The organism is Bacillus sp. GbtcB14, from assembly GCF_019091205.1.
Taxonomy (GTDB): domain Bacteria; phylum Bacillota; class Bacilli; order Bacillales; family Bacillaceae_G; genus Bacillus_A; species Bacillus_A cereus_AG.
In genome coordinates this window covers 143,547-167,178 of record NZ_JAGXJT010000010.1, presented here as the reverse complement: position 1 = coordinate 167,178, position 23,632 = coordinate 143,547, and the positions used below count along the sequence as shown (strand labels likewise).

Below are 23,632 nucleotides of genomic sequence, written 5' to 3'. Positions count from 1 at the left end.
GTGCTCCGTACGTTGAAAATTTTTTATGAAGGAAATATATAGCTCCCGGAAGAACCGCCATTAATATTGTGCAACTAATTCCTAGACCAGTAAACAACTTACATCACCTTATTTCACTCTTTTCGGTAAGGCTGAACCTGAATGCTCAATTGTCGGATGAACATGAACAGTAATCTCAGCATTACTAAAGTAATTTTCACCTTGATCCCAATTCTTATCTATCTTCTTCCATTCTTTATAATTATGCCGCTTATACACTTCCCCTAACTCTAATACATCTACCTTATATTTTTTTTGAACAAGCTTAATCGATTTTTGAATGCGCTTCTCCATTTCTTCCGCGATGTTTTTCTTCAATCGATCTTCATTCATAATTTGTTTATGATCACTAAAGTGTAACTCAGCTAAAGTGCCTTCCAAAGATAAATGAATATCAAACTTCGGTTTTGTGGCATTTTCTGTAGATACTTTAATCTTTCGACGCATTTTATGAATTTCATATGTAATAAGCTGGTCTTTTTTTCGAATGGTAAAGAATCCTCCAATTTTCTTACCTATTATATAATTTATTCCAAATGTTTCTTCTCCATTCAAACTACCTACACACTTATTATCCTCCCCCCGAAACAACGCTGCCCCGTTCATTTGTACCCCTTGCTTTGTTAATTCAAGAATAGGTAATACGAAACTTCGATTAGTAATCATTTTTTGTTGTACCTCACCAATTCTTGCAGCCTCAATCATTTGGGCATTTTTCGGAGGATGTTCGGCTAACATATCAATATACTGCGCCGGTAAATTTTCAGGTTTCGCACTCTGCTTCAAAATAGCTTCTGCATTTTTCTTAGAAACGAACAAACGAATATTTCTTCTCATCTCATGATCGCGAATATATACATCTAACGTATTTTGTAAAACATATGGATTGGTCAGTAAATCTTTGGAAAAAATTATCACTTGTATATGCGGAAAGAATAATGAACGACTAATTTTTTTGGCGATAATTCGTATTTGCTCAAAGACACTATCTGCCTTCGCACTCACATTAATATAATTTTCGCTATCCCCACCACCTTGTCCACCTTGCTGCGCTAACTTACTGGGAAGTACCATCTGATACGTCCCTTTCATAATTGGATTCGCTTTCTTTTTTTTCACAATATCATAGGCTGCACCTACTACAAATCCTCTTTCTTCTATTTCTTCTAACTCAGAGCACCCACTTATAGATCCAACTAAAACCATAAGCATTATCATTTTAAGAAGGTGTTTCATTTCTACCATTCCTTCTTTTTATTTTATATACAATAAAAACTAACAAAGGCGCTAACACGACAAACCCCATATCTATCCAAGCTAAATACGTTCCGTAATTTGACAAGTCATTCAAACTACTAGGTATCATATTCACCATAAAAATAATCGGGGCACTTACAAAAATGAAAATATGTTTCTTCACTTTCGGAAACATAGCACAAAATAATAAAGATGCGACGTCATAATACATGGCTGTCGTGTTATAAATAGTAATAATCCAAGTTGTAAAAAAAATCGCATCAAATCTTTCTAAAAATCCTCCACCAATTTCAATTTCTTTCCCTAATTCAATTGTTGGGTACGTCAATCCACGAGTTGTCATATACGTAAACACACTAATACAAGTTACATAAATTAAAATGTACGACAGCACATTTACCATTACCGCTTTCGCAACTGCCATTGGCGCTTTTTTTGCCGTCTTATCGTTTAACAACACAGCATAAAACAGAGCTACTTCAAATCCAATAAACGTAAAAATAGAATTCTTAACTCCAACAGCATATTGACTCACTTTCGTTTGAAAAGCTGGTAGCAAATTATTTATTTCCATTAAATTTATATTCAATAAAGAAAGAAGCACGATCGCAATTAAAACAATAGGTAAAAATAGAACATTTAACCTTAATAAGGCCGCTCTTGATCCCGCTATTCCATAAATAACAACTAATAAGAAGAAGAAAGACAGTAGTTGTATCGGTGTATCACTAAATAAATACGTTTGGGAAATGACTGAAATCAGCCGCGATTCATATGCTGTCAACGCAGCAAACGTTAATACTAAAATGCTACTAATCGTGTATGCAACAGGCTTTGTCAAATGCGCACTTGTATATTGAACAAAGTTTTGTTTCGGGAATAAAATAGCTACCCTCGTTACAAACCAACCTAAAACTGCACACACCAATCCACCCAAAAGCAAAATAATCCAACCGTCCGAAAATAAAGTTTGGTTAGCGATACCTCTTGGCATAGACAACGCCCCTATACCAATAATTGTTGAAGATACCGCAAACCCAATTTCCCGAGATCCAATCTCTTCATCTCCATACTCAAATGGTTTCAATTATTCTCGCTCCTTTGGACGTATTGTAGAATCCTTCGTTTGTAAATACTCCGGTCTCTCTTTCAACATTGATTTTGGCAAACGAATAAGCTCTTCTTTCCAATCTTTATAAAAAGCTGGAGCTATAGGTGTTGTATAAGGAATACCAACACTCTTCAAATTTGTAATATGAACCGCAAGTGCAATGAGAGCTAAAATAATTCCGTACAATCCAAAAGCAGTCGCTGCTAACACAAATACGAAAAGTAAAATACGAAACGTAATCGTAATGCTATATACAGGGAGAGAAAAGGTAGCAATAGCTGTAACCGCAATAATGATAACTAAAAACGGATTTACAATTCCTGCGTTCACCGCTGCTTCTCCAATGACAAGACCACCTACAATCCCAATGGTTTGCCCCATCGGTTTTGGCAACCTAATTCCCGCTTCTCGTATTAACTCCATCGTTAATGCCATCATTAACGTTTCTATATAAGCAGGAAACGGAACACCCTCCCTCGCCCCAGCGATTGAATACGCCAGTTTAGAAGGAATAAGTCCTTGGTGATATGAGACGAGTGCTACATACATGGCTGGCATTAAAACTGCGACTATACCAGAACCCATCCGCAAAATTCTTAATAAAGTCCCAATTATCCAACGCTCATAGTGATCTTCCACAGACTGAAAAATATCAACAAATACTAGCGGAGCTATAAGAGCAAACGGTGATCCATCCACTAAAATAGCTGCCTTCCCTTTCGCTAATGAGGCCACAATATTATCAGGCCTTTCCGTATTCAAAAACTGCGGAAACGGTGACAAATTATTATCTTGAATTAATTGCTCAATCGTACCCGTCTCAAAAATAACATCTGTCACTATGGATTGAAGACGCCGATCTAGTTCTTTTACAATGTAAGGATTAATAATGTCTTCTATATATACTAAAGTCACCTCTTTTTGGGACCTCTTTCCCATAATATAAGATTCAAATCTCAGCTTTGGGTCACGTAAACTACGACGAATTAACATTTTATTCACGTTAATATCTTCATTTAATCCGACCCTCGGTCCACGTATTAAATCTTCTGTTACTGGCGGTTCTAAACTTCTTTTTTCCCAAGCTCTACTATTAATTACGATAGCGGTTTGAATATTATCAATTAATATAACTGTATCTCCCGCTAAAATCGCATTTATAATATCAGGAAACGTTGTCTTCTTACCGACTTCCGCAATAGAAATAAAACGATCCAATAACGTTTGAACAACAGCGTCTTCCTTTTGTACTTCTTCATATTGAAGTGTGCGAACTACATATTTATAAACATTATCCTTATCTGTTAACCCACATAAAAAAATAACAGCACAGCGTGTAAAACTACCAGCAAGGGCAACTTCCCTAATTGTTAAATCATTAGGAGAACCTAACTCATCCCTAATTTCTTTCATAATTTCAAATAAGTTACCTTTTAACTCTAACAATTCCCCCACCTAACTTCCTTTTCAACAAGTTTTTAGTTAGATTCCGCTAATAGAAGAAAATATATACAAAAAAGAGCTATCTCTTTTCAAAGATAGCTCTAGCACACGGATTACTTTTCTACTATTATGTTGTCTGTCTTGATAAACACATTTTTCGTCAACCCGCTAACGATAAACATTACAATCATATTCATTAACAATGCAACTATACCTACATTTAAATCTTTTATATATTGAGGGAAACCCGGAAACATCGTAGCTATAGTTGAACCAGATAAAGTAATATATGCGACCACTAACAATCCAATCCCCATTCCTGCAATTGCACCTTGTTTCGTAATAATTTGACGAGGAAACAAACTACATACAAGCGCAGGAAAAAGCTGTGTCACTATACTATAGCCCATTAAAAGAAGCGCTCCTATTGTTTCGCCTCCTTTAAAAGTGAACAAAACAGCTACAAGCGTTACTACAGGAACAAATAATTTCGCCGCTTTTGCAACTTGTCTATCTGAAGCAGATGGGACCATCGTTCGGTAAATATTTTTCGCTAATAATGTAGAAGCGGCCATGACAAGCATAGAACCAGGAACTAATGCTGTTAAAACTCCAGCACTACCAATAATCCCAATAAACCAAGGATCAAAAGTTTGAAGAGCCAGACGGAATAACGAAAGGTCTACATCCCCTCCCTTTAATCCAGGAACTTGCAAGATAGCTGCAAATCCTGCAAAGAATACGAAAAGTAAAACTAAAGAATACAGTGGCATAATTGCTGCATTTTTACGAAATACTTTCTCATTTTTTGCAGAGAAAGCAGAAGCGAATGTATGGGGCCACATATAGAAACCGAGAGCTGTTAATACAATAGTAGAAACAAACCAAGAAATACTCATTCCTTCATCAGGTAAAGATAAAAACCCTGGTTTTGCTGCTTCTACCACTTCGAACATCGGCTGAAATCCTCCGTAATAATGGTACGGTAAATATATACCTAAAAACATAACGATAAACAGGATCATAATATCCTTCAAAGCGGCCGTCCAAGCAGAGCCATGTATACCTGAAACCATTACATATATCGTTATAACAATTGCACCAATCCACACTGCAATAACTGGTGATACCCTTCCATAAGACGCTTCCGAAACGATAATTCCTAATCCTTTTAACTGTAAAACAAGGTAGGGAATAATCGAAATAACCCCAATGATAGAAACGATAATGCCAAGTGTCTGACTCCTATATTTCTTCACAAAAAAATCTGGTTGCGAAACAAGATTATGCTCTTTCGCATACTTCCAAACTGGCGGCAATAAAAAGTAAGATAAAATATAAGCTAATGCACCATAACCTAAAATATAGAAAGTAGGTGCTCCTTTACTATACGCCCATCCACTTCCACCTAAAAATGTGAACGTCGTATAAATTTCACCTGCCATCAGAAGAAAAACAAAAATAGTGCCAAATCCTCTTCCACCAACTGACCATTGCTCTAAATTCATATCTTTTCCATGCTGTGCCCGAATCCCTAAAAATAGTGCGAGAAACAAAAATAATATAATGATAAGTAATGCGGTCATTTCACATCCCCCTTATTAGCAGGATCAAATACGTACACAAGCCCCATACAAAGAGACGTAATGAGCACCGATAATAATACCCAAAATAATAAAAATGGCATCCCTAATACGTAAGGAGTAACTGAATTAGCAAATATGGGTCCAACAACTAAACAAAAAACTGGAATAAGCGCTAATACGTGTATTTTCTTCATCTCATTCTCCTTTACTTATAAAATTCATAATGGATGATACAAAGACTTCCACTCCAATCGGTAATGCATCTTCATCAATCGTAAAACGAGGATGGTGGTGAGGATATATAATTCCTTTCTCTTTATTTCCCGCTCCGATAAAAAAGAATGTCCCTGGCGCCTTTTGTAAAAACGCTGAAAAATCTTCCCCAGCCATCGTTGGCTGTAAACGAGTAACTTGTTCCCTTCCATAAAGCTGTAATGCTGTTTGCTCAATAATCTCTGTAACTTCATAATCATTTACTACTGGTCGATATCCATATTCATAAGAAAATGTATATTTCGCTCCGTAAGATTCCGTCACATGCTTCACAATCCGTTCAATCCTTTTCTCTGTTTCTTCTCGCAACTCATGCCTTAAACTCCGTACTGTCCCTTCAATTTCCGCTTGTTCTGGAATCACATTATGGGTTGTCCCAGCGTGAAATTGCGTAACAGATACTACAAGGGAATCTAGCGGATCTGTGAGGCGAGATACAATTTGCTGAAGTTGCGCAACAACTTGTGTACCGATTGCAATACTATCAACCGTTTCATGAGGGATTCCAGCATGCCCACCTTTTCCTTCTATCGTAATTTTAAAAACATCTGGGGCAGCCATTGCAGGACCATAAATTACACCTATTTGACCAACCTCTAACGATGCCCAAAGGTGAGCACCAATAATATAATCCACACCTTCCATTACACCCGCTGCAACCATTTCCTCTGCACCGCCAGGAAAGTTTTCTTCTGCATGTTGGAAGAGAAAACGAACCTCCCCTTTAACCTTCTCTCTTTCCTCTACTAACTTATGTACAACTCCCAGTAATATCGCTATATGTCCATCATGGCCACATGCATGCATCACACCTGGATATGTAGAAATAAAATCAAACTCATTTTCTTCATGAATAGGAAGAGCGTCCATGTCAGCACGAACCGCAATAGTTTTACCAGGTTGTTTACCAATTAACCTTGCCATTACACTATATTTAGTAGGTCTTGACACTTCTAAATATGGGATTTTCCGAAGTATATCGAATACAAACTGTGACGTTTTTTCTTCTTGAAAAGATAACTCTGGATACTTATGAAAATGCCTTCTCCACTCAATTAATTGATTTTTCGATAAAACTAGTTCCTTTGCAACATCCATTTCTCTTCGCCCCTTCTTCACCAAGTTAAATGTTATTATAACGTGAATTGTTAATTTTTAAAAGAATCTTCTGAATTTTCTGTTACTAAAACTTAAAAATAAAAAGCCATCAAAAAGATGACTTTTTCATTATTATAAAATAGTGATTGCTTGTTTCCCCATTTGCTCCCAAGCACTTTCAAACTCTGCTCGCGGAACAGCCAAACGCGGATTATTTTTCAGAGGATCATTTACATACACAAAGTTTTGATCATATCCAATTACTACTACACTATGCTCAAAATATGTAATTTTCACTTCGCCAGAGCTTGTATTCCATGTTTCAAAACTACTCTCAGCTAGTGGCTTAAACGTTGTATTAATAATGACCCATACTGGCGACCCAGAACTAACTACTTTATACATATCTTGCACGTCTCTACCTGTTAAATTAGCTACTTTTCCAGGAATATATTTTTCTGCTAAATTAAAAATGGGTTGATTATATACACCATATCCTGGCTCTGCCTTCGTATAAATATTTCCAACGAACCCCTCATAAGGATTTCCACGTAAACCATTTTGTTCAAATGGAACACGATGAATCTCGCTAGCAAGTTGCATCTTATCTACTTGTATACCTTTGTATTGCAGCAACATAGCCAAACTTGTAACTTCACATCCACGAGGTAATTCTGGTAACTGTTTTATAAACGGAACATTTTCAATCATAGTCGCTTCTTTCATTTCAGATAGAAACTCTAAACGGAACACTTGCGCCTTTTGTATAATTTTATCTTTTCCTATAAAAAACGCGGCAGCAAATATAACTCCAAAAACAAAAAGATATTTTAACTTTTTCATTTTAAACAAAACTCCATTAATTATTATTTTACAGACATACCTCCTATCATTGTACCTTTCTTCTTACTAGTTTGCTAGAAAGATTCTGTGAATTATTGTTCACACTTCCATCGTTATAAAATTCTAATTATTTTTAATAAAAAGAAAAAACAATATACTTTTCTTAATATTTTTGCTAAAATCGAAATAATTAACATAGTGAAGATATCACCTTGTTAATAAAAACATTCTTAGAGTATTTAGTCATAGTTCGCATTTTTACATACTCCATTCATTTCATAATAAATAAGCCGAGTATGTGTCACATCCCCCACTAATGATTAAAAACTCGGAATGAAAATTAATTCATACATACAAGAAAACAACGAGGTGAGGGGCATATGAATCAACAAGTAGAACAAACAGATTTAAAACGAACAATGAAAAGTAGACACCTATTTATGATTGCACTTGGTGGTGTTATTGGAACTGGCCTATTTATGGGATCTGGTCAAATCGTCCATAACGCCGGTCCTGGTGGTGCTATTCTTGCATTCTTAGTCGGTGGATTTGTTATGTATTTAACGATGTTATGTCTTGGTGAATTATCAGTTGCTATGCCAGAAGCAGGTTCATTCCAAAGCTATGCAAGCAAATTTATTTCACCTGGTTTTGGATTTGTTGTCGGTTGGATGTATTGGTTAAATTGGGCTGTTACAGTTGGGGTAGAGTTAACAACTGTAAGTATTTTAATGAAACGTTGGTTTCCAGACGTTTCTTCGTGGATTTGGTGTGTTACATTTGCAGCAGCACTCTTTCTTGTAAACGCATTATCAGCAAAGGCATATGCCGAAGCAGAATTTTGGTTCGCAAGTGTAAAAGTCGCAACCATTGTTATTTTCATCGTACTCGGTGGTGCAGTTATGTTCGGTCTACTAGACTTTAATGGAAAACCAGCGCCAATGCTTCACAATTTCACTGAAAATGGCGGATTATTTCCAAACGGTGCATTAGCTGTTCTTCTTACGATGATTACAGTAAATTACTCCTTCCAAGGAACAGAATTAATCGGAATTGCTTCAGGAGAAAGTGAAAACCCTGAAAAAACAATTCCAAAAGCGATTAAAAATACCATTTGGCGAACTCTCTTCTTCTTCGTCCTAGCAATATCAGTTGTTGTAGGTTTACTCCCATGGCAAGAGGCAAATCTAGTCGAAAGTCCATTTGTACTTGTATTTGATGTGGCTGGTGTTCCATATGCAGCTGACATTATGAACTTTGTTATTATTACAGCAGTATTATCCGTAGCCAACTCTGGTCTATACGCAAATTCTCGTATGCTTTGGGCGATGGCAAAACAAGGAATGGCAAGTCCAGCTTTTACGAAGTTAACGAAAAAAGGAGTGCCACTAAACGCATTAATTTTCAGTCTAATTTTTGCAAGTTTGTCTCTATTAACAAGTATATTTGCAGCAGATACTGTCTTTTTAGTTTTAACATCTATTGCAGCTATGGCCGCTGTCGTAGTTTGGATGTCAATCGCAGCTTCACAGTTTTTCTTCCGTAGAAACTTCTTAAAAAACGGCGGAGACATTAATGATTTAAAATATCGCACACCGCTTTATCCAATCGTTCCAATCGTAGCATTCTCACTCAATTTCATTACATTTGTTAGTTTAGCTTTCATTCCAGATCAGAGAATTGCCCTTTATTGTGGTATTCCATTTATGATTATTTGTTACATTTTATACCAATTAAAATATAAAAAAGTTGTCACATTTGAACAACAAATAAATCTAAAAAAAGAAGTAAACTAAATATACGAAATATTCAACTATCTTTCTTATGATAAGATAGTTTTTTTCTATTTCTTGGGTATCTTGGTATAACTTTATTTATCTTAAAATTTCCACAATCACGTTTTTCACTGGAAAATGGTTTACAATGTTATCAAGTTACAAATGATATTCACCTTAAAAAGTGTGCATTTGTGTCTATTTTTTAACAATATCACAAAAACTATTGCCATCTATAAATTAATAGGTTTATATTGTTTTATTGGCATAGTTTCAATCCAAGGAGAAAGGAGATTTTCAATCGTGCAACTAAAGAAAACGTTTTGGAAGCTGGCTTCGCTTCTTCCGTTATCATTACTTCTGTTCCTCGGTGGCTGTGATAAGAAACTCGCAGTATTAAATCCGCAAGGACCTGTTGCAAAAGCACAGTATGATTTAATTGTTTGGTCATTCTTGCTTATGTCATTAATTATCGCAATTGTATTCATCTTGTTTACAGTCATCTTGATTCGTTATCGTGAAAAACCAGAGAATATGGACTATGAGCCACCTGATCAACACGGTAACACATTATTAGAAATTATTTGGACACTTGTTCCTGTTATTATCGTTATCGCATTATCGATTCCAACAGTAAAAGCAACTTATGCTTCGGAAGAGGTTCCGGAAGAGTCCAAACATATTAAACCAGTTGAGATTTATGTTACATCTGCAAACTGGAAATGGTTATTCAGTTATCCAGAGGAAAAAATTGAAACCGTTAACTATTTAAATATCCCAGCTGGTGTACCAATTCAATTCAAACTGACTTCTGTTGGTCCAATGAATGCTTTCTGGGTACCAGAACTTGGTGGTATGAAGTACACAATGGACGGCATGATTATGGATCTTTATTTACAAGCTGATAAGCCAGGTTCTTATCTAGGCCGTAGTGCGAACTTCTCTGGTGAAGGATTCACTCACATGGAGTTCGAAGTTGAAGCAAAAACTAAAGAGAAGTATGACAAATGGGTAAAAGAAGTACAACAAACTGCTCCTAAACTAACAGAAGATAAGTACAACGAAATTGTTAAACCTGGTGTAGTTGGTCGTATGACATTCTCTAGTCATCACTTAAGTTATGTAGATCCAAAATCACTTGAATATTGTGATTACAACTACTACAAAAACAAAAAATAATAGCTATTATTCCAACAGATTGGAGTGAACACAGTGAAGCTTGATGAATTCTTTGTCACAGGTGACCCGATTATTTACGGTGCAGACGCTTCTATCGTTCTTGTGACATTAGCAATCATTTTCGTACTAACAAAGTATAAAAAATGGAAATGGCTTTGGGACGAATGGTTAACAACTGTTGACCATAAAAAGATTGGGGCCATGTATATTATTTCTGCGGTTATCATGTTATTCCGTGGTGGTATGGACGGTTTAATGATCCGTGCACAGTTAACATTCCCAGAAACAACTTATTTAAATGCTGAACACTATAACGGAATCTTTACAACACACGGTACAGTTATGATTCTTTTCATGGCGATGCCATTCGTTATGGGATTAATGAACCTTGTAGTACCATTACAAATTGGTGCTCGTGACGTTGCATATCCGTTCTTAAATGCTTTAAGTTTCTGGTTATTCTTTGTCGGAGCAATGTTATTCAACATCGCTTTCGTAATCGGTGGTTCTCCAGACGCTGGGTGGACTTCTTACTTCCCAATGGCAGGTACAGAGTTTACTTCTGGTGTAGGAAATAACTACTACGCAATTGCATTACAGATTTCAGGTCTAGGTACGCTAATGACCGGTATTAACTTCCTTGTTACTATCTTAAAAATGCGTACACCTGGTATGACTTTAATGAGAATGCCAATGTTTACTTGGTCAATCTTAATTACAACAGTCATCATTATTTTCGCTTTCCCAGTATTAACAGTTGCTCTTGCATTAATGACATTTGACCGTCTATTCGATGCTCACTTCTTTACGATGGCGAGCGGCGGTATGCCAATGTTATGGGCCAACCTATTCTGGGTATGGGGTCACCCTGAAGTATATATCGTTATTTTACCGGCATTCGGTATTTTCTCTGAAATCATTAGTACATTCTCACGTAAGCGTCTATTCGGTTACAGTGCGATGGTATACTCAATGGTTGCAATTTCTTTACTGAGTTTCGTCGTATGGCTTCACCACTTCTTCACGATGGGTGCAGGTCCAGCGGTTAACTCATTCTTCTCGATTTCGACAATGGCGATTTCGATTCCAACCGGGGTTAAGATCTTTAACTGGTTGTTTACACTGTATAAAGGACGTATTCGTTTTACAGTTCCAATGCTTTGGTCATTGGCATTTATTCCAAACTTCGTAGTCGGTGGGGTTACAGGGGTTATGCTTGGAATGGCAGCAGCTGATTATCAGTACCATAACAGCTACTTCCTAATCGCTCACTTCCACTACGTATTAATCGCAGGTACAGTGTTCGCTATGCTTGCTGGATTCACATTCTGGTATCCAAAAATGACTGGTCATATGTTAAATGAACGCCTAGGTAAATGGACATTCTGGATCTTTATGAGCGGATTCAACATCTGTTTCTTCCCAATGTACTTCTTAGGTTTAGACGGTATGACTCGTCGTATGTACACTTATTCTGAAAGTCTTGGATGGGGATGGCTAAACCAAATCGCATCTGTTGGTGCTGTAATGATGGGTATCGGCTTCCTAATTCTTTGCTACAACGTAATTTGGAGTGCACGTCACGGTGAACGTGACACAACTGGAGATCCATGGGATGGTCGTACACTTGAATGGGCAACTCAATCTCCTGTACAACATTACAACTTCGCGAAACTTCCTGAAATTAAAGAAGCTGATGCTTTCTGGTTCATGAAACAACGTGGAGAAACAATTACACCAGCAGCAGAAGATTTAAAACCAATTCACATGCCAAGTAACTCTGGCGTGCCTATTATTGCGTCTTTATTCTTCGGTCTTGCAGGTTTCGCATTAGTATTTAGCTGGTTCTGGCTTGCAGCAATCGGCGGCGTTGGTATTTTAGCTTGCTTAATCTATCGTTCATTCGATTATGATGATGGCTACTACGTAAGCGTTGATGAAATTAAAGAAACAGAACATATAGCATGAGAGGTGAAATGATATGGCGGCTTTAGATAAAAGCTTACCTTTGGAATATCAATCCGAGCAAAGCAGATTGAATATCCTAGGATTCTGGATTTTTCTTGGGGCTGAAATTATGCTGTTCGCAACACTTTTCGCCTCTTATCTAGTACTTGCTGGTCGTACGGCAGATGGCCCAACTCCAGCGCAACTGTTTGAACTTAAAACGCTTTTAATTCAAACATTACTACTTTTAACAAGTAGTTTCACATGTGGTATCGTGATTCACGAAATGCGTAAGAACAACCAAAAAGCAATGCTTGGATGGTTCATCCTTACATTACTTTTAGGTGCAGGTTTCCTATTCTTTGAAATTGAAGAATTCATTATGTACATTGGTGAAGGCGCAACGCTTCAAACAAGTGCTTTCTTATCTGCATTCTTCGTTCTTCTTGGAACGCATGGTGCCCACGTAACAGGTGGTATCATTTGGGCAACTTGTGTTATTATCCAAATTTTAAAACGAGGTTTAACACCAGTCACAGCTCGTAAAGTATTTATTATCAGCTTATACTGGCATTTCCTTGATCTTGTTTGGGTCTTTATTTACACACTAGTTTACTTGAACGGGATGGTGGCGTAAATGAGTCAAAATAACAATCAAGCAAACGGGCATGCGCATAGCGGATTCCCATGGTCACACGTTTTCGGATTTATTTTATCGCTTGCACTAACGTTCCTAGCTTTATACGTGGCACTTTATACAAACTTGCCACTTTCAACGATATTAACGTCCATTATCGCAATGGCTGTTGCGCAAGCGTTATTACAATTAATTATGTTCATGCATTTAAAAGAAGGAGAAGGAAGAGTTCAAGTCCTTACAATGATATACAGTTTCTTCGTTGCAACTGCAACAGTTGGTTTAACTGTATGGATCTTCTTCTCAATGTAATGTACATGAAAAAGACTGCTGAGATTCCTCAGCAGTCTTTTTTTATCCCGCATTAACGAGCAGTAAGATCCCACTAATTAAAGTTTCACTTTATCCCCTCCCCTATTACATCCACATTACGGAATTAACAACAGAATCATGAAAAATATACTTATTATGACAAATGTTAAGAAAACTCTTTCTTTATGAAATCGAATTCATATGCGTTGCTTTTCTACCTATTATATGGCTAAATAAGTACTATATTTATTTGAAGGGAGAGAACGCAATGGAACATCATACTTCTGTTCTATCACTTATGGTTGTCGTTGCAATCGCGTTTTTCGTTCCCCTTTTGTTACAACGCTTTAAATTAAAAGCACTTCCTGTCGTTGTTGCAGAAATCATCGCAGGAATCTTTGTAGGTAAAAGTGGGTTTAATATTATTGAGCCAGATATGTGGCTTCAAGTCTTATCGACACTAGGATTTATCTTCTTAATGTTCTTAAGCGGTTTAGAAATTGATTTTTCTATCTTTAAACAAAAAGGGAAAAAGAATACGACAAACGAACCAAACACATTCCAAGCAGCAAGCATTATCTTCTTATTTATTTTCATCTTATCTTATGCCCTATCATTACTGTTCGTATGGCTAGGATTCGTGGATAATGCAATGTTTATGACTTTAATTATTTCAACTATTTCTTTAGGTGTTGTTGTACCAACATTAAAAGAGAATAACTTAGGAAAAACGGCAATCGGACAAATCATTTTATTAGTCGCTGTTATTGCAGATTTAGTTACAATGATTTTACTCGCTGTATTCGTCGGATTAAATTCCGAAAGCGGCCAAAGCATGTGGCTCCTTCTTCTTCTATTCGGCGCTGGTATTGTTATTTACTTCGTTGCAAAACGCTTTAAAAACATTCCATACTTAGATAGCTTAAAAGCTGGTAGTGTACAAATTGATACACGAGCTGTTTTTGCACTCATCTTAATATTAGTTGGGTTATCTGAATCTGTTGGAGCTGAAAATATTTTAGGTGCCTTCTTAGCAGGGGTACTCGTATCGTTATTATCACCAAATGAAGATATGGTGGAAAAGTTGGATTCCATTGGATATGGTTTCTTCATTCCTATTTTCTTCGTGATGGTTGGTGTAAACTTAGAGGTTTGGTCTATTTTCAAAGAACCTTCTAGTATGCTAATGATCCCAATTTTAATTGTAGGACTCTTTATCTCAAAACTGTTACCATCACTCGTCTTACGAAAATGGTATCCACGTAATATCGTACTAGGAAGTGCCATCTTATTAACATCGACACTTTCTTTAGTTATTGCAGCTGCACAAATTGGTGAAAAACTAGGAATCATCAGTCCAAGTTTATCTGCTTCCCTTATTTTAAGCGCAGTTATTACTTGTATTTTTGCACCTATATTATTTAAAAAAATGTTCCCAAAAGTAGAGACACCAAAACCAAAAGTTTCTATTATTGGGGCAAGCAGAATTACCCTTCCGTTATCACTTGATTTAAAACGAGAAGATTATGACGTAACACTATATATGATGCGTCAAAATAAAATAAATGATGAGGAAGCGAAATCACATGACTTTCCTATCGTGAAATTAGATGACATCACAATCGCTTCATTAACTGAACAAACAGCATTTCATGCAGACCGCGTTGTTGTTGCAACAAGCGATGATGAACAAAACTTATTATTAGCAGAACATGCAAAAGAACTAGGTGTTGAACATGTTATTGCAAGTGTAGAAGATCCACTTCTACAAGAAAAAGCAACGCAAGAACATATCGCCGTATTCTCAACAATTAACTCTACACGTATTCTGTTACGTGCACTAATTGATAAACCGAGTCTCGTTCGCTTAATTACAACAGCAAATGAAACCGTTCGTGAAGTTGAACTACGCAGCAATACATATAACGGTGTTGCACTACGTCGCCTTCCGTTTTTAGGCGATGTACTCGTCATTCAAATTTACCGCGGTAATAAAGCATTAATCCCGCATGGTGATACGAGGCTACAACATGGTGATACATTGCTTGTCACAGGTTCAAAAGAACATATTGATACATTGAAAAACATATTAGAATAGAAAATGCCCCTCACATAATTGAGGGGCATTTTTTTCCATTTCATATGGTAAAATGTTACTATCACATATTATGGAGATGGATCACATTATGTCTATTGTAACTTTAGCTCTTTTATTATTGGCGGAAATACTCGTTGCTATTATTCTCATCGGTGTTAGCATTGAAATTTGTAGTTACGGATGGAAAAAGTCGAATGGAATAAAATACTCTTGCCTCTTACTTTCACTCCTTCTCGGAACTGCTAGCATACTCGGACTTTTCGCCGCACCTGCCTATTTCTTCATACAATTAACAGAAAATGCCTTATAAGAAAGGATGTTAATATGATTACTGTGAAAAATATTGAGGGATCTGAAACTTACGTATTACGTCAAAAAATTTTACGCCCAAATCAAACATTAGCAGATTGTAAATACTCTTCCGACTATGAAACAGAAACCTTTCACTTAGGCGCATTTATAAACGATGAACTGATTAGTATCGCTTCCTTCTCAAAAGAAATATATCCCGACTTACCAGCAGGTATTCATTACCGTCTACGCGGAATGGCAACATTACCCGAATTTCGAAACAACCGTGCTGGAAGCTCCTTAATTCAGAAGGCGGTACAAGTCTTGCAAGAACGTAAAGCAAATATATTATGGTGTAATGGCCGAATTACAGTAGCTGACTATTACAAGTGCTTAGGTTTTCAGGAATATGGTGAAATCTTTGAAATTGAACTGATTGGCCTTCATAAAGTACTGTATAAAAGAATATAAGAAAAGCTTTCCGCAAATATGGGAAAGCTTTTCTTATATTTCAATCTTCACTTTTTATTTTTTTCATATATATGTATATAAACAAACTAGGAACTAAAAAACAAGCAAACATAATAAGTCCCATTATACTAATTTCTTTTATTGAAATATCCGGTGTTACAACGATACAAATGGCTAAAATCCCAATAACAATACCTACAGGAATGAATAATAGCTTCCTAAAATAACTACGAGATACTCCCCCTGTATGCTCATACACTTCCACTGAATTTTTTAAGTTTAAAAAGTTAATAACTATTATCCCGACCATAAATACCATTAATAAATCTGAAACACTTTCATATCCTACATCTTGCAAAACGTAGCGATAAAAGACAATACCTAGTATGACGATATTTTGTAAGATGAAAACGAGTCTAATATGTTTTAGCCCCTCAATCATTAAACGTTCATCTTTCACGATCCTCATCCTCTCACTCCTCTTCCTCCCAAAATAAATCATTCAATGTTTTATCTACCGCATAACAGATTTTCAAACATAAATCTAAAGACGGGTTGTATTTCCCCTTCTCAATTAAACTAATCGTTTGCCTTGTAACGCCTACTTTTTCTGCTAATTGTTGCTGTGTTAAATCTAACTGAACACGCGCGACTTTTATTTTACTTACAGCCATTCATGTTCCTCCTCTATTTATATTGTAACATATATATTCCATTAGGTAATTTATATTTTACTCACCTAATTTGATTTCCACTTTATTATACACAAAAAAAGAGCCTCTCATAAGAAGCCCCCTTTTCTATATTATAAGAATAAATGACATCCAAATAAAATTGTAAATAAGTATAGTAACGGATGTACTTCCATCCCTTTCCCCTTCACAATCTTTAAGACTGGATACACTAAAAATCCAATTGCAATTCCATTCGCAATGCTAGACGTTAACGGAATACCAACGAAAATTAAAAATGCCGGTAATGCATCTTCAAATTCATTCCAATTAATATCACGAAGACTTTGCGCCATTAAACTACCTACAATAATTAATGAAGGAGCTGTAATAGCGGCTACACTTGATAAAGAAGCAATCACAGGGCTGAAGAATGCCGTTATAATCGTTAGACCGACAACTACAATACCTGTTAATCCCGTTTTACCACCTGCAGCAATACCAGCTGACGATTCAATCGTCGCTGCTGTTGGACTTGTTCCAAAGATAGAACCTGTAGTCCCACCAATTGCATCTGCAATAAACGCTTTACCAAAACGTTTCTCTGTATTATCTGTAATTAAACCCGCTTGTTTAATTAAACCAAGTAATGCACCTGTTGTATCAAATAACAGTACAAGTAAAAATGAAAATACAACACCATATAATCCGTATTCAATTACATCTGAAAAAGCATTGATTGGGTTTGAAACGATAATTCCTTCTGGTAAATGAGGCATCGCAACAATTTTATCCTCAAACTTCAGTTGCCCTGTAAAGAAGGCGATAACTCCCGTCACAATCATACTAATAAATAACGCACCGCTCACACGTAACGCCATTAATACCGCCGCTAATATTAAACCAATTAAAGTTAAAATAACGGCTGGAGAATGAAAATCACCAATCGTAACTAAATTAGATGGATGATCAACGATAATTCCAGAAAGGCGTAATCCAATAAAAGCAATAAATAGTCCAATTCCACCTGCAATTGCATGTTTTAAACTATCAGGAATTGCGACAATTAGCTTTTGCCTAAATGAAGTGAAAGATAATAAAAGAAAAATGATACCTGTTACAAATACTGCTGAAAACGCAATGACATATGTAATCCCCTCTGCCTGTTGAACAACAGAATAAGCAAAATACGCATTCATTCCCATAGCTGGAGCAATAACAATTGGATAGTTAGCTAAAAATGCCATACATAGCGTTCCTACAACCGTCGCAATAATAGTTGCTGTAAAAGCTTGCTCAAATGGTACACCTGCATCAGATAATATTTTCGGATTGATGACAAGAATATACGCAAATGTAAAAAAAGTTGTGATGCCAGCTAAAAGCTCTTGCTTCACAGAAGTGTTATATTTTTGTAATTGAAACATGGTTATGTACCCTTCCTACATCTGAATTATTATCACACATTCTTTTCTTACTAGTATGTGAGAAAATATAATACTTAATCTTAACAATCAATAAAAAGAAGAGTCAATATATTCGATAATAGTTCGAATTTTAAGTTTAAGTCTGACAAGTACAGATGTAGTACAGTTAATCATGTTTATTTTTGTAGCATAACAGATGGAAATGTTTTATAATTTGAAATAGTTAAATATTTAGCAAACGTATTCAAATATCGTTCACTCTACAAGGGGGATTCTTCTTATGCAGCACACAAACAAATCTGGAACTTTAAACCGTGGTTTAAAAGAACGACATATTACTTTAATGTCACTTGGTTCAGCAATTGGCGTTGGACTATTTTTAGGATCCGCTTCTGCTATTAAGCTAGCTGGCCCTTCTATTCTACTAGGTTATATGATCGCTGGACTCGTTATTTTTTTCATTATGCGAGCACTCGGAGAAATGGCAATTGAACAACCTGTTGCCGGCTCTTTTAGCAAATATGCATATGATTATATTGGACCACTAGCTGGCTACATTACCGGTTGGAACTACTGGTTCTTATGGGTTGTTACTTGTATGGCTGAAATTACAGCGGCTGGCATTTACATGCAATACTGGTTCCCAGATATCCCGCGCTGGACTTGGGCCTTACTCGCTCTATTATTAATGAGTGCTTTCAACTTCTTATCCGTAAAAGTTTTTGGAGAACTTGAATTTTGGTTTGCTCTCATCAAAATCGTCACAATCATCTGTATGATAATTGTTGGAGCTGGTATTATTTTATTCGGATTCGGAAACGGCGGTATCGCTACCGGCATTTCAAACCTTTGGTCACATGGTGGCTGGTTCCCAAATGGTTTTTCTGGGTTACTACTCTCCATGCAAATGGTGTTATTCGCTTATTTAGGCGTTGAATTAATCGGTGTTACAGCGGGTGAAGCTCAAAATCCGAAAAAAACACTCGCAAAAGCAATCGATAACGTATTTTGGAGAATCTTAATCTTCTACGTTGGAGCATTATTCGTGATGATGGCAATTTACCCGTGGAACGAACTTGGCGAGAAAGGAAGCCCATTCGTATTAACATTCCAGCAAATCGGTATCGCAAAAGCAGCAGGGATTATTAACTTTGTCGTATTAACAGCAGCTCTTTCTTCTTGTAATGGTGGTTTATTTAGTACAGGCCGTATGCTATTTACATTAGCTCAGCAAAAGAAAGCACCTGAAAGATTTGGTCGTTTAAATAAAAACGGTATTCCGAGTCAAGGAATTGTAGCAACTGCTATCGTTTTACTCATTGGTGTTATATTAAACTATCTTGTTCCTGCAAAAGTGTTTACATGGCTCACTAGTATTTCAACTTTCGGGGCAATTTGGACTTGGGGCATCATTTTAATCGCTCAAATTAAATTCCGTAAAGGATTGCAAACTGATAAAAAGGACAAGCTAACATATAAAATGCCTTTACATCCATTAAGTTCATATTTCTCACTCGCTTTCCTTGCACTCGTATTAGGGATAATGGCGTATTCAGAAGATACAAGAATTGCATTAATTGTTGGCCCAATTTGGCTTATTGGTTTAGCTATCGTGTATTATATGAAAGGGTTCCATAAAATTGATGAAACACCTAATTCCAAAATTAGTTAAGCCCAAAATCTCTTCCTATTTACTAGGGAGAGATTTTTTCATTATTCACACAAATATTTCTCAATCAAATTAACGTTATCTTTACACTATTTAATATTTTCTATCTTTCTTTCACACAAAAAATAGATTACATTATTAAAGCACATATATTTATTATTAGGGGGATTCTTCTATGAAGAATAAAAAATGGATTACATTTTCTTTAGCAACAGCAATTACACTAAGTATAGGGGCTTCGTTCATTCCGTCTACTTATGCCGAAAGCTCAGTAGACCCAGCTCCTGAAATTGCTGCAAAAGTTGTAAATCAAAATAGCGGGAAGAAAGTATTATTCGATAATACACACGGTCAAACTGCTGGGACAGCTGACTGGGTTATTGACGGCGGCTTTTCTGACTTCGGAAACGGCATTGCCCAAAACGGATATCATGTAAAAGAACTTCGTAAATCAACACCTATTACATACGACGATTTAAAAAATTACAATGTATTTATCGTTCCAGAAGCTAATATTCCGTACAAAAAATCTGAACAAGATGCTATGTTACAATACGTGAAAAATGGCGGTAGTATCTTCTTCATTGCCGATCATTATAATGCAGATCGTAATAAAAATCGTTGGGATTCTTCTGAAGTATTTAATGGATATAGACGCGGTGCTTGGGATAATCCAGCAAAAGGAATGTCTAACGAAGAAGCAAACTCACAAGCTATGCAAGGAGTAGAAAGCTCTGATTGGCTATCTGACAACTTCGGTATTCGCTTCCGCTACAATGCAATTGGTGATGTTTCAGCTAAAAATATTGTATCACCTGAACAATCCTTCGGAATTACAAAGGGTGTTTCGTCTGTAGCAATGCATGCTGGTTCTACTCTAGCAATTACAAACCCAAAACTAGCAAAAGGACTTGTTTATCTTCCAGAAAATCCATCAAAATGGAATAACGCTGTTGATAGTGGTGTTTATAATGGCGGTGGTATTGCAGAAGGCCCATATGCTGCAATCGCAAAAGTAGGACTTGGTAAAGCTGCCTTTATTGGTGATTCTTCTCCTGTTGAAGATGCATCGCCAAAGTACGTTCGTGAAGATTCTGGTCAAACAAAGAAAACTTACGATGGTTATAAAGAAGAAAACGATGCTATCTTATTAGAAAACATCGTAAATTGGCTATCGAAACAAGAGACATTTACAAGCTTAGATCAAGTAAACGGTTTACAACTTGATTCACCTACTGCTTTACAAACATTTGAACAACCAAACTTATCAACAGAACCACAACCAGAACCTTGGAGTGCACCAAACGCTGGTTACCAATGGTTTAATACAAATACATTTAAATCTGGTTCATACGGATATAACGGCGCCGTAACAGCAAACGATTATGTGATTACACGCCCTAGCATTCTACCAAACAATGAAGTGTTCCAAATCAAGATTCAAGTAAACAACTTACTACCTAATACAACTTATAATAACTATTCTTTAGGTATATTCACTACTGGCGGTACACAAGTAGCAAAAGTTCAAAATACAAATGGCACTTGGCCATCGGCTTTTGGATATAGTAGTGCATTCTCTTTCACAACAAACAGCTTAGGTTCTGCTGAAAAAGTTATAAATGTACAGATCGATCCAAATACAACTGGACAAGCAACGCTTCGTCTACGTCAAAATACAACAGCGAAATATAATGAAACTGTAACGATTAATAAAAAATAATGAAAAAGGCAATCCTGATATGGATTGCCTTCTTTTCACTTCTCTTCTTTTGAGAAAAACATTCTTGAAATAACAATACCTATACTACCGACGATTAGGAATAATACTGCCCTAATCATCATCGAAACCTCTGGTAAGTCAAGTAGGAATAACTTCCCTACCGTTACTACTAATACGATTAATCCAGCATATAATATTTCATTCATCTGTCTATAACGGCCAAACCAAACTGCAAATAACGCATATACCATCCATAATAATGATACAGATACGCTTATTATACTTCCATCTGTAGAAAGTACTTCACCAACTCTAGTAATTGCAATAAATACGATAACCATAAACCAATAAAGTGCTATAGAGTACACATACTTACCAAAACTCGCTAACACTTCTTTCGCTTGTCTCATGCAATAATAAAACGTTCCTATTAAAATAATATGAGCAACAAAGCCTGCCGAAATAAATTGATCAAATGGACTAAAAATCGTCTGTATCATTCCAATCGCATAAATCGTCGCACTAACATACAATTTTATCTGTTGTTTTACTTTAATAGCAGTCACCATACCGAGGAAACCTTGTAATAATAATACAATCGCTGCATTCACTAAACTATACTCATATAAAATCGCTAAACTAAATGCACCCATTGCGAAGCCAAATAAAAGATTTGTAAATGTAGAATGTCTACTCTTCCTATATTCAAACACGAACATAGTAGCGTGCACGAGTGCACTAATCATTAATCCCCATGTTGTAAATTCAGGTATTTTTGAAATGGCTAATATAAAGAAAACTGCATTCGCACTAAATATCGCCAGGCGTGGCTCTACTATAAAACTTCTCTCCGTAAACATATGCCAAAATAATAGTAAGTGAATCAAACCATAAACAACTGTTAACTGTACTTGCAAATCCTCTACTAACATTGACATAACAGCAAAGAAGACAAAAAGAACAATAGCTGCAACAACATAAGAAATCATATATAAATACTGATAACGATTTTTCAACGCATACCATAATAAACTAAGCGTTAGTACCGTCTCATATCCAAAGAAAATATACGGATTAGGAATCGTACTATTTAATAAGAACGGAACGAAGAAAGCTCCTACCGCTACAAAGATAGTAAGATATTCCGATTGATACCTCTTCGCTACATAAATACCTAAAATGACCCATGCGATATTACACACAAATGCAACACTTGCTGGAATAAATCCATATAAATAATGTGCCGCAAATGTCGTTAAAACAATACCTGTAATACTTCCTCCAGCTAATACTAACCCTAACGCTTGCCGCTCTCGTTTAATTTGAATATCCCCTATATAATACAAACTGATAGATAGGGCGATACCGAACACAATTCGTATTGCTGGTGTTAATAATCCCGCATCTACCCCTGCTTTAAATAACCAGATTACTCCAAGTAACATAATGCCGACAAATATGCGTGGTAACCAAGTTTGGCAAAACTTAATAATATTAAATGGTTCTGGTTTAAAAGCAGATATATCCACTTGCTTTACCTTATGTTCTTGCACAGGCTCTTTTATTGTAACTACTTCTTCTTTCGGTTTTTTCTCTATTACAGTTTCAATATATTCTTTCTTTTCCTTACTAACATGTTGCTGAGTATTTTCTGCTTCTATTTCTTTTTGTTTTGCTTTCAATTCAAAAAGAGCTTCTTGCATCGTTTCAATTGTCGTTTCGAGTGCTTCTATTTTCTTATTTAAATCTTCCTTCATACACTCCCCCCTCATCACTGATTTC

21 protein-coding genes are annotated in these 23,632 nt (G+C 36.2%); 10 read left to right on the top strand and 11 right to left on the bottom strand.

Annotation, left to right across the window (positions count from 1 at the left end; all coding sequences use genetic code 11):
- Positions 1-108 precede the first annotated feature (108 nt).
- The 7 genes from KVT31_RS24145 to KVT31_RS24115 form a co-directional block, all read right to left on the bottom strand.
- A complete protein-coding gene (locus KVT31_RS24145) occupies positions 109-1,275 on the bottom strand; it encodes a Ger(x)C family spore germination protein (protein WP_140392344.1) in 1,167 nt (388 codons plus the stop codon).
- Positions 1,259-2,383, bottom strand: coding sequence for a spore germination protein GerLB (gene gerLB, locus KVT31_RS24140; protein WP_217613655.1), 1,125 nt, complete (start codon positions 2,381-2,383; stop codon positions 1,259-1,261). The genes KVT31_RS24145 and gerLB overlap by 17 nt, the downstream gene beginning before the upstream one ends.
- Positions 2,384-3,862 (bottom strand): spore germination protein GerLA, encoded by a 1,479-nt coding sequence (gene gerLA / locus KVT31_RS24135; protein ID WP_140392343.1) that lies wholly within the window; start codon positions 3,860-3,862, stop codon positions 2,384-2,386. It lies immediately after the preceding gene.
- A 101-nt stretch (positions 3,863-3,963) separates the two neighbouring features.
- Positions 3,964-5,436 (bottom strand): sodium:solute symporter family protein, encoded by a 1,473-nt coding sequence (locus KVT31_RS24130; protein ID WP_088095189.1) that lies wholly within the window; start codon positions 5,434-5,436, stop codon positions 3,964-3,966.
- Positions 5,433-5,630, bottom strand: a complete 198-nt coding sequence (locus KVT31_RS24125) for a DUF3311 domain-containing protein (RefSeq protein ID WP_061676314.1) — start codon at positions 5,628-5,630, stop codon at positions 5,433-5,435. The genes KVT31_RS24130 and KVT31_RS24125 overlap by 4 nt, the downstream gene beginning before the upstream one ends.
- Before the next feature lies 1 nt (position 5,631).
- Complete coding sequence (locus KVT31_RS24120) at positions 5,632-6,807, bottom strand: amidohydrolase (protein ID WP_088095188.1); 1,176 nt, start codon at positions 6,805-6,807, stop codon at positions 5,632-5,634.
- A 132-nt stretch (positions 6,808-6,939) separates the two neighbouring features.
- Positions 6,940-7,650, bottom strand: a complete 711-nt coding sequence (locus tag KVT31_RS24115) for a C39 family peptidase (protein ID WP_088095187.1) — start codon at positions 7,648-7,650, stop codon at positions 6,940-6,942.
- A 380-nt stretch (positions 7,651-8,030) separates the two neighbouring features.
- Here KVT31_RS24115 and KVT31_RS24110 point away from each other — a divergent pair, with 380 nt between their 5' ends.
- The 8 genes from KVT31_RS24110 to KVT31_RS24075 all read left to right on the top strand — a co-directional run bounded on the left by KVT31_RS24110 (position 8,031) and on the right by KVT31_RS24075 (position 16,360).
- Positions 8,031-9,446, top strand: coding sequence for an amino acid permease (locus KVT31_RS24110; RefSeq protein ID WP_088095186.1), 1,416 nt, complete (start codon positions 8,031-8,033; stop codon positions 9,444-9,446).
- A 282-nt stretch (positions 9,447-9,728) separates the two neighbouring features.
- A complete protein-coding gene (locus KVT31_RS24105; RefSeq protein WP_001176180.1) occupies positions 9,729-10,604 on the top strand; it encodes a cytochrome aa3 quinol oxidase subunit II in 876 nt (291 codons plus the stop codon).
- A 33-nt stretch (positions 10,605-10,637) separates the two neighbouring features.
- Positions 10,638-12,572: a cytochrome aa3 quinol oxidase subunit I gene (qoxB, locus tag KVT31_RS24100; protein WP_140392342.1), complete on the top strand. Its 1,935-nt coding sequence runs from the start codon at positions 10,638-10,640 to the stop codon at positions 12,570-12,572.
- A gap of 13 nt (positions 12,573-12,585) precedes the next feature.
- Positions 12,586-13,188 (top strand): cytochrome aa3 quinol oxidase subunit III, encoded by a 603-nt coding sequence (qoxC, locus tag KVT31_RS24095; RefSeq protein ID WP_088095184.1) that lies wholly within the window; start codon positions 12,586-12,588, stop codon positions 13,186-13,188.
- Positions 13,189-13,500, top strand: coding sequence for a cytochrome aa3 quinol oxidase subunit IV (gene qoxD / locus KVT31_RS24090; RefSeq protein ID WP_063263756.1), 312 nt, complete (start codon positions 13,189-13,191; stop codon positions 13,498-13,500).
- A 268-nt stretch (positions 13,501-13,768) separates the two neighbouring features.
- Positions 13,769-15,598: a monovalent cation:proton antiporter family protein gene (locus tag KVT31_RS24085; RefSeq protein ID WP_088095183.1), complete on the top strand. Its 1,830-nt coding sequence runs from the start codon at positions 13,769-13,771 to the stop codon at positions 15,596-15,598.
- Between the two features lie 52 nt (positions 15,599-15,650).
- Positions 15,651-15,908: a DUF4022 family protein gene (locus tag KVT31_RS24080; protein WP_140392341.1), complete on the top strand. Its 258-nt coding sequence runs from the start codon at positions 15,651-15,653 to the stop codon at positions 15,906-15,908.
- Between the two features lie 14 nt (positions 15,909-15,922).
- Positions 15,923-16,360, top strand: coding sequence for a GNAT family N-acetyltransferase (locus KVT31_RS24075; protein WP_088095182.1), 438 nt, complete (start codon positions 15,923-15,925; stop codon positions 16,358-16,360).
- Positions 16,361-16,400: 40 nt separating this feature from the next.
- Here the strand turns inward: KVT31_RS24075 and KVT31_RS24070 are convergent, their stop codons facing one another.
- The 3 genes from KVT31_RS24070 to KVT31_RS24060 all read right to left on the bottom strand — a co-directional run bounded on the left by KVT31_RS24070 (position 16,401) and on the right by KVT31_RS24060 (position 18,458).
- Complete coding sequence (locus KVT31_RS24070) at positions 16,401-16,829, bottom strand: hypothetical protein (protein ID WP_088095181.1); 429 nt, start codon at positions 16,827-16,829, stop codon at positions 16,401-16,403.
- A 4-nt stretch (positions 16,830-16,833) separates the two neighbouring features.
- A complete protein-coding gene (locus KVT31_RS24065) occupies positions 16,834-17,034 on the bottom strand; it encodes a helix-turn-helix transcriptional regulator (protein WP_000301181.1) in 201 nt (66 codons plus the stop codon).
- Positions 17,035-17,165: 131 nt separating this feature from the next.
- Complete coding sequence (locus tag KVT31_RS24060) at positions 17,166-18,458, bottom strand: NCS2 family permease (RefSeq protein WP_088095180.1); 1,293 nt, start codon at positions 18,456-18,458, stop codon at positions 17,166-17,168.
- A 280-nt stretch (positions 18,459-18,738) separates the two neighbouring features.
- Here KVT31_RS24060 and KVT31_RS24055 point away from each other — a divergent pair, with 280 nt between their 5' ends.
- Positions 18,739-20,130 (top strand): amino acid permease, encoded by a 1,392-nt coding sequence (locus KVT31_RS24055; RefSeq protein WP_088095179.1) that lies wholly within the window; start codon positions 18,739-18,741, stop codon positions 20,128-20,130.
- Between the two features lie 172 nt (positions 20,131-20,302).
- The gene (locus KVT31_RS24050) at positions 20,303-21,850 is read left to right on the top strand and encodes a DNA-binding protein (protein WP_088095178.1); all 1,548 of its coding nucleotides are present in this window, start codon (positions 20,303-20,305) and stop codon (positions 21,848-21,850) included.
- 35 nt (positions 21,851-21,885) lie between these two features.
- Here the strand turns inward: KVT31_RS24050 and KVT31_RS24045 are convergent, their stop codons facing one another.
- On the bottom strand, positions 21,886-23,607 hold the full coding sequence (locus KVT31_RS24045) for a DUF2339 domain-containing protein (protein ID WP_088095177.1): 1,722 nt from the start codon (positions 23,605-23,607) through the stop codon (positions 21,886-21,888).
- Positions 23,608-23,632 lie beyond the last annotated feature (25 nt).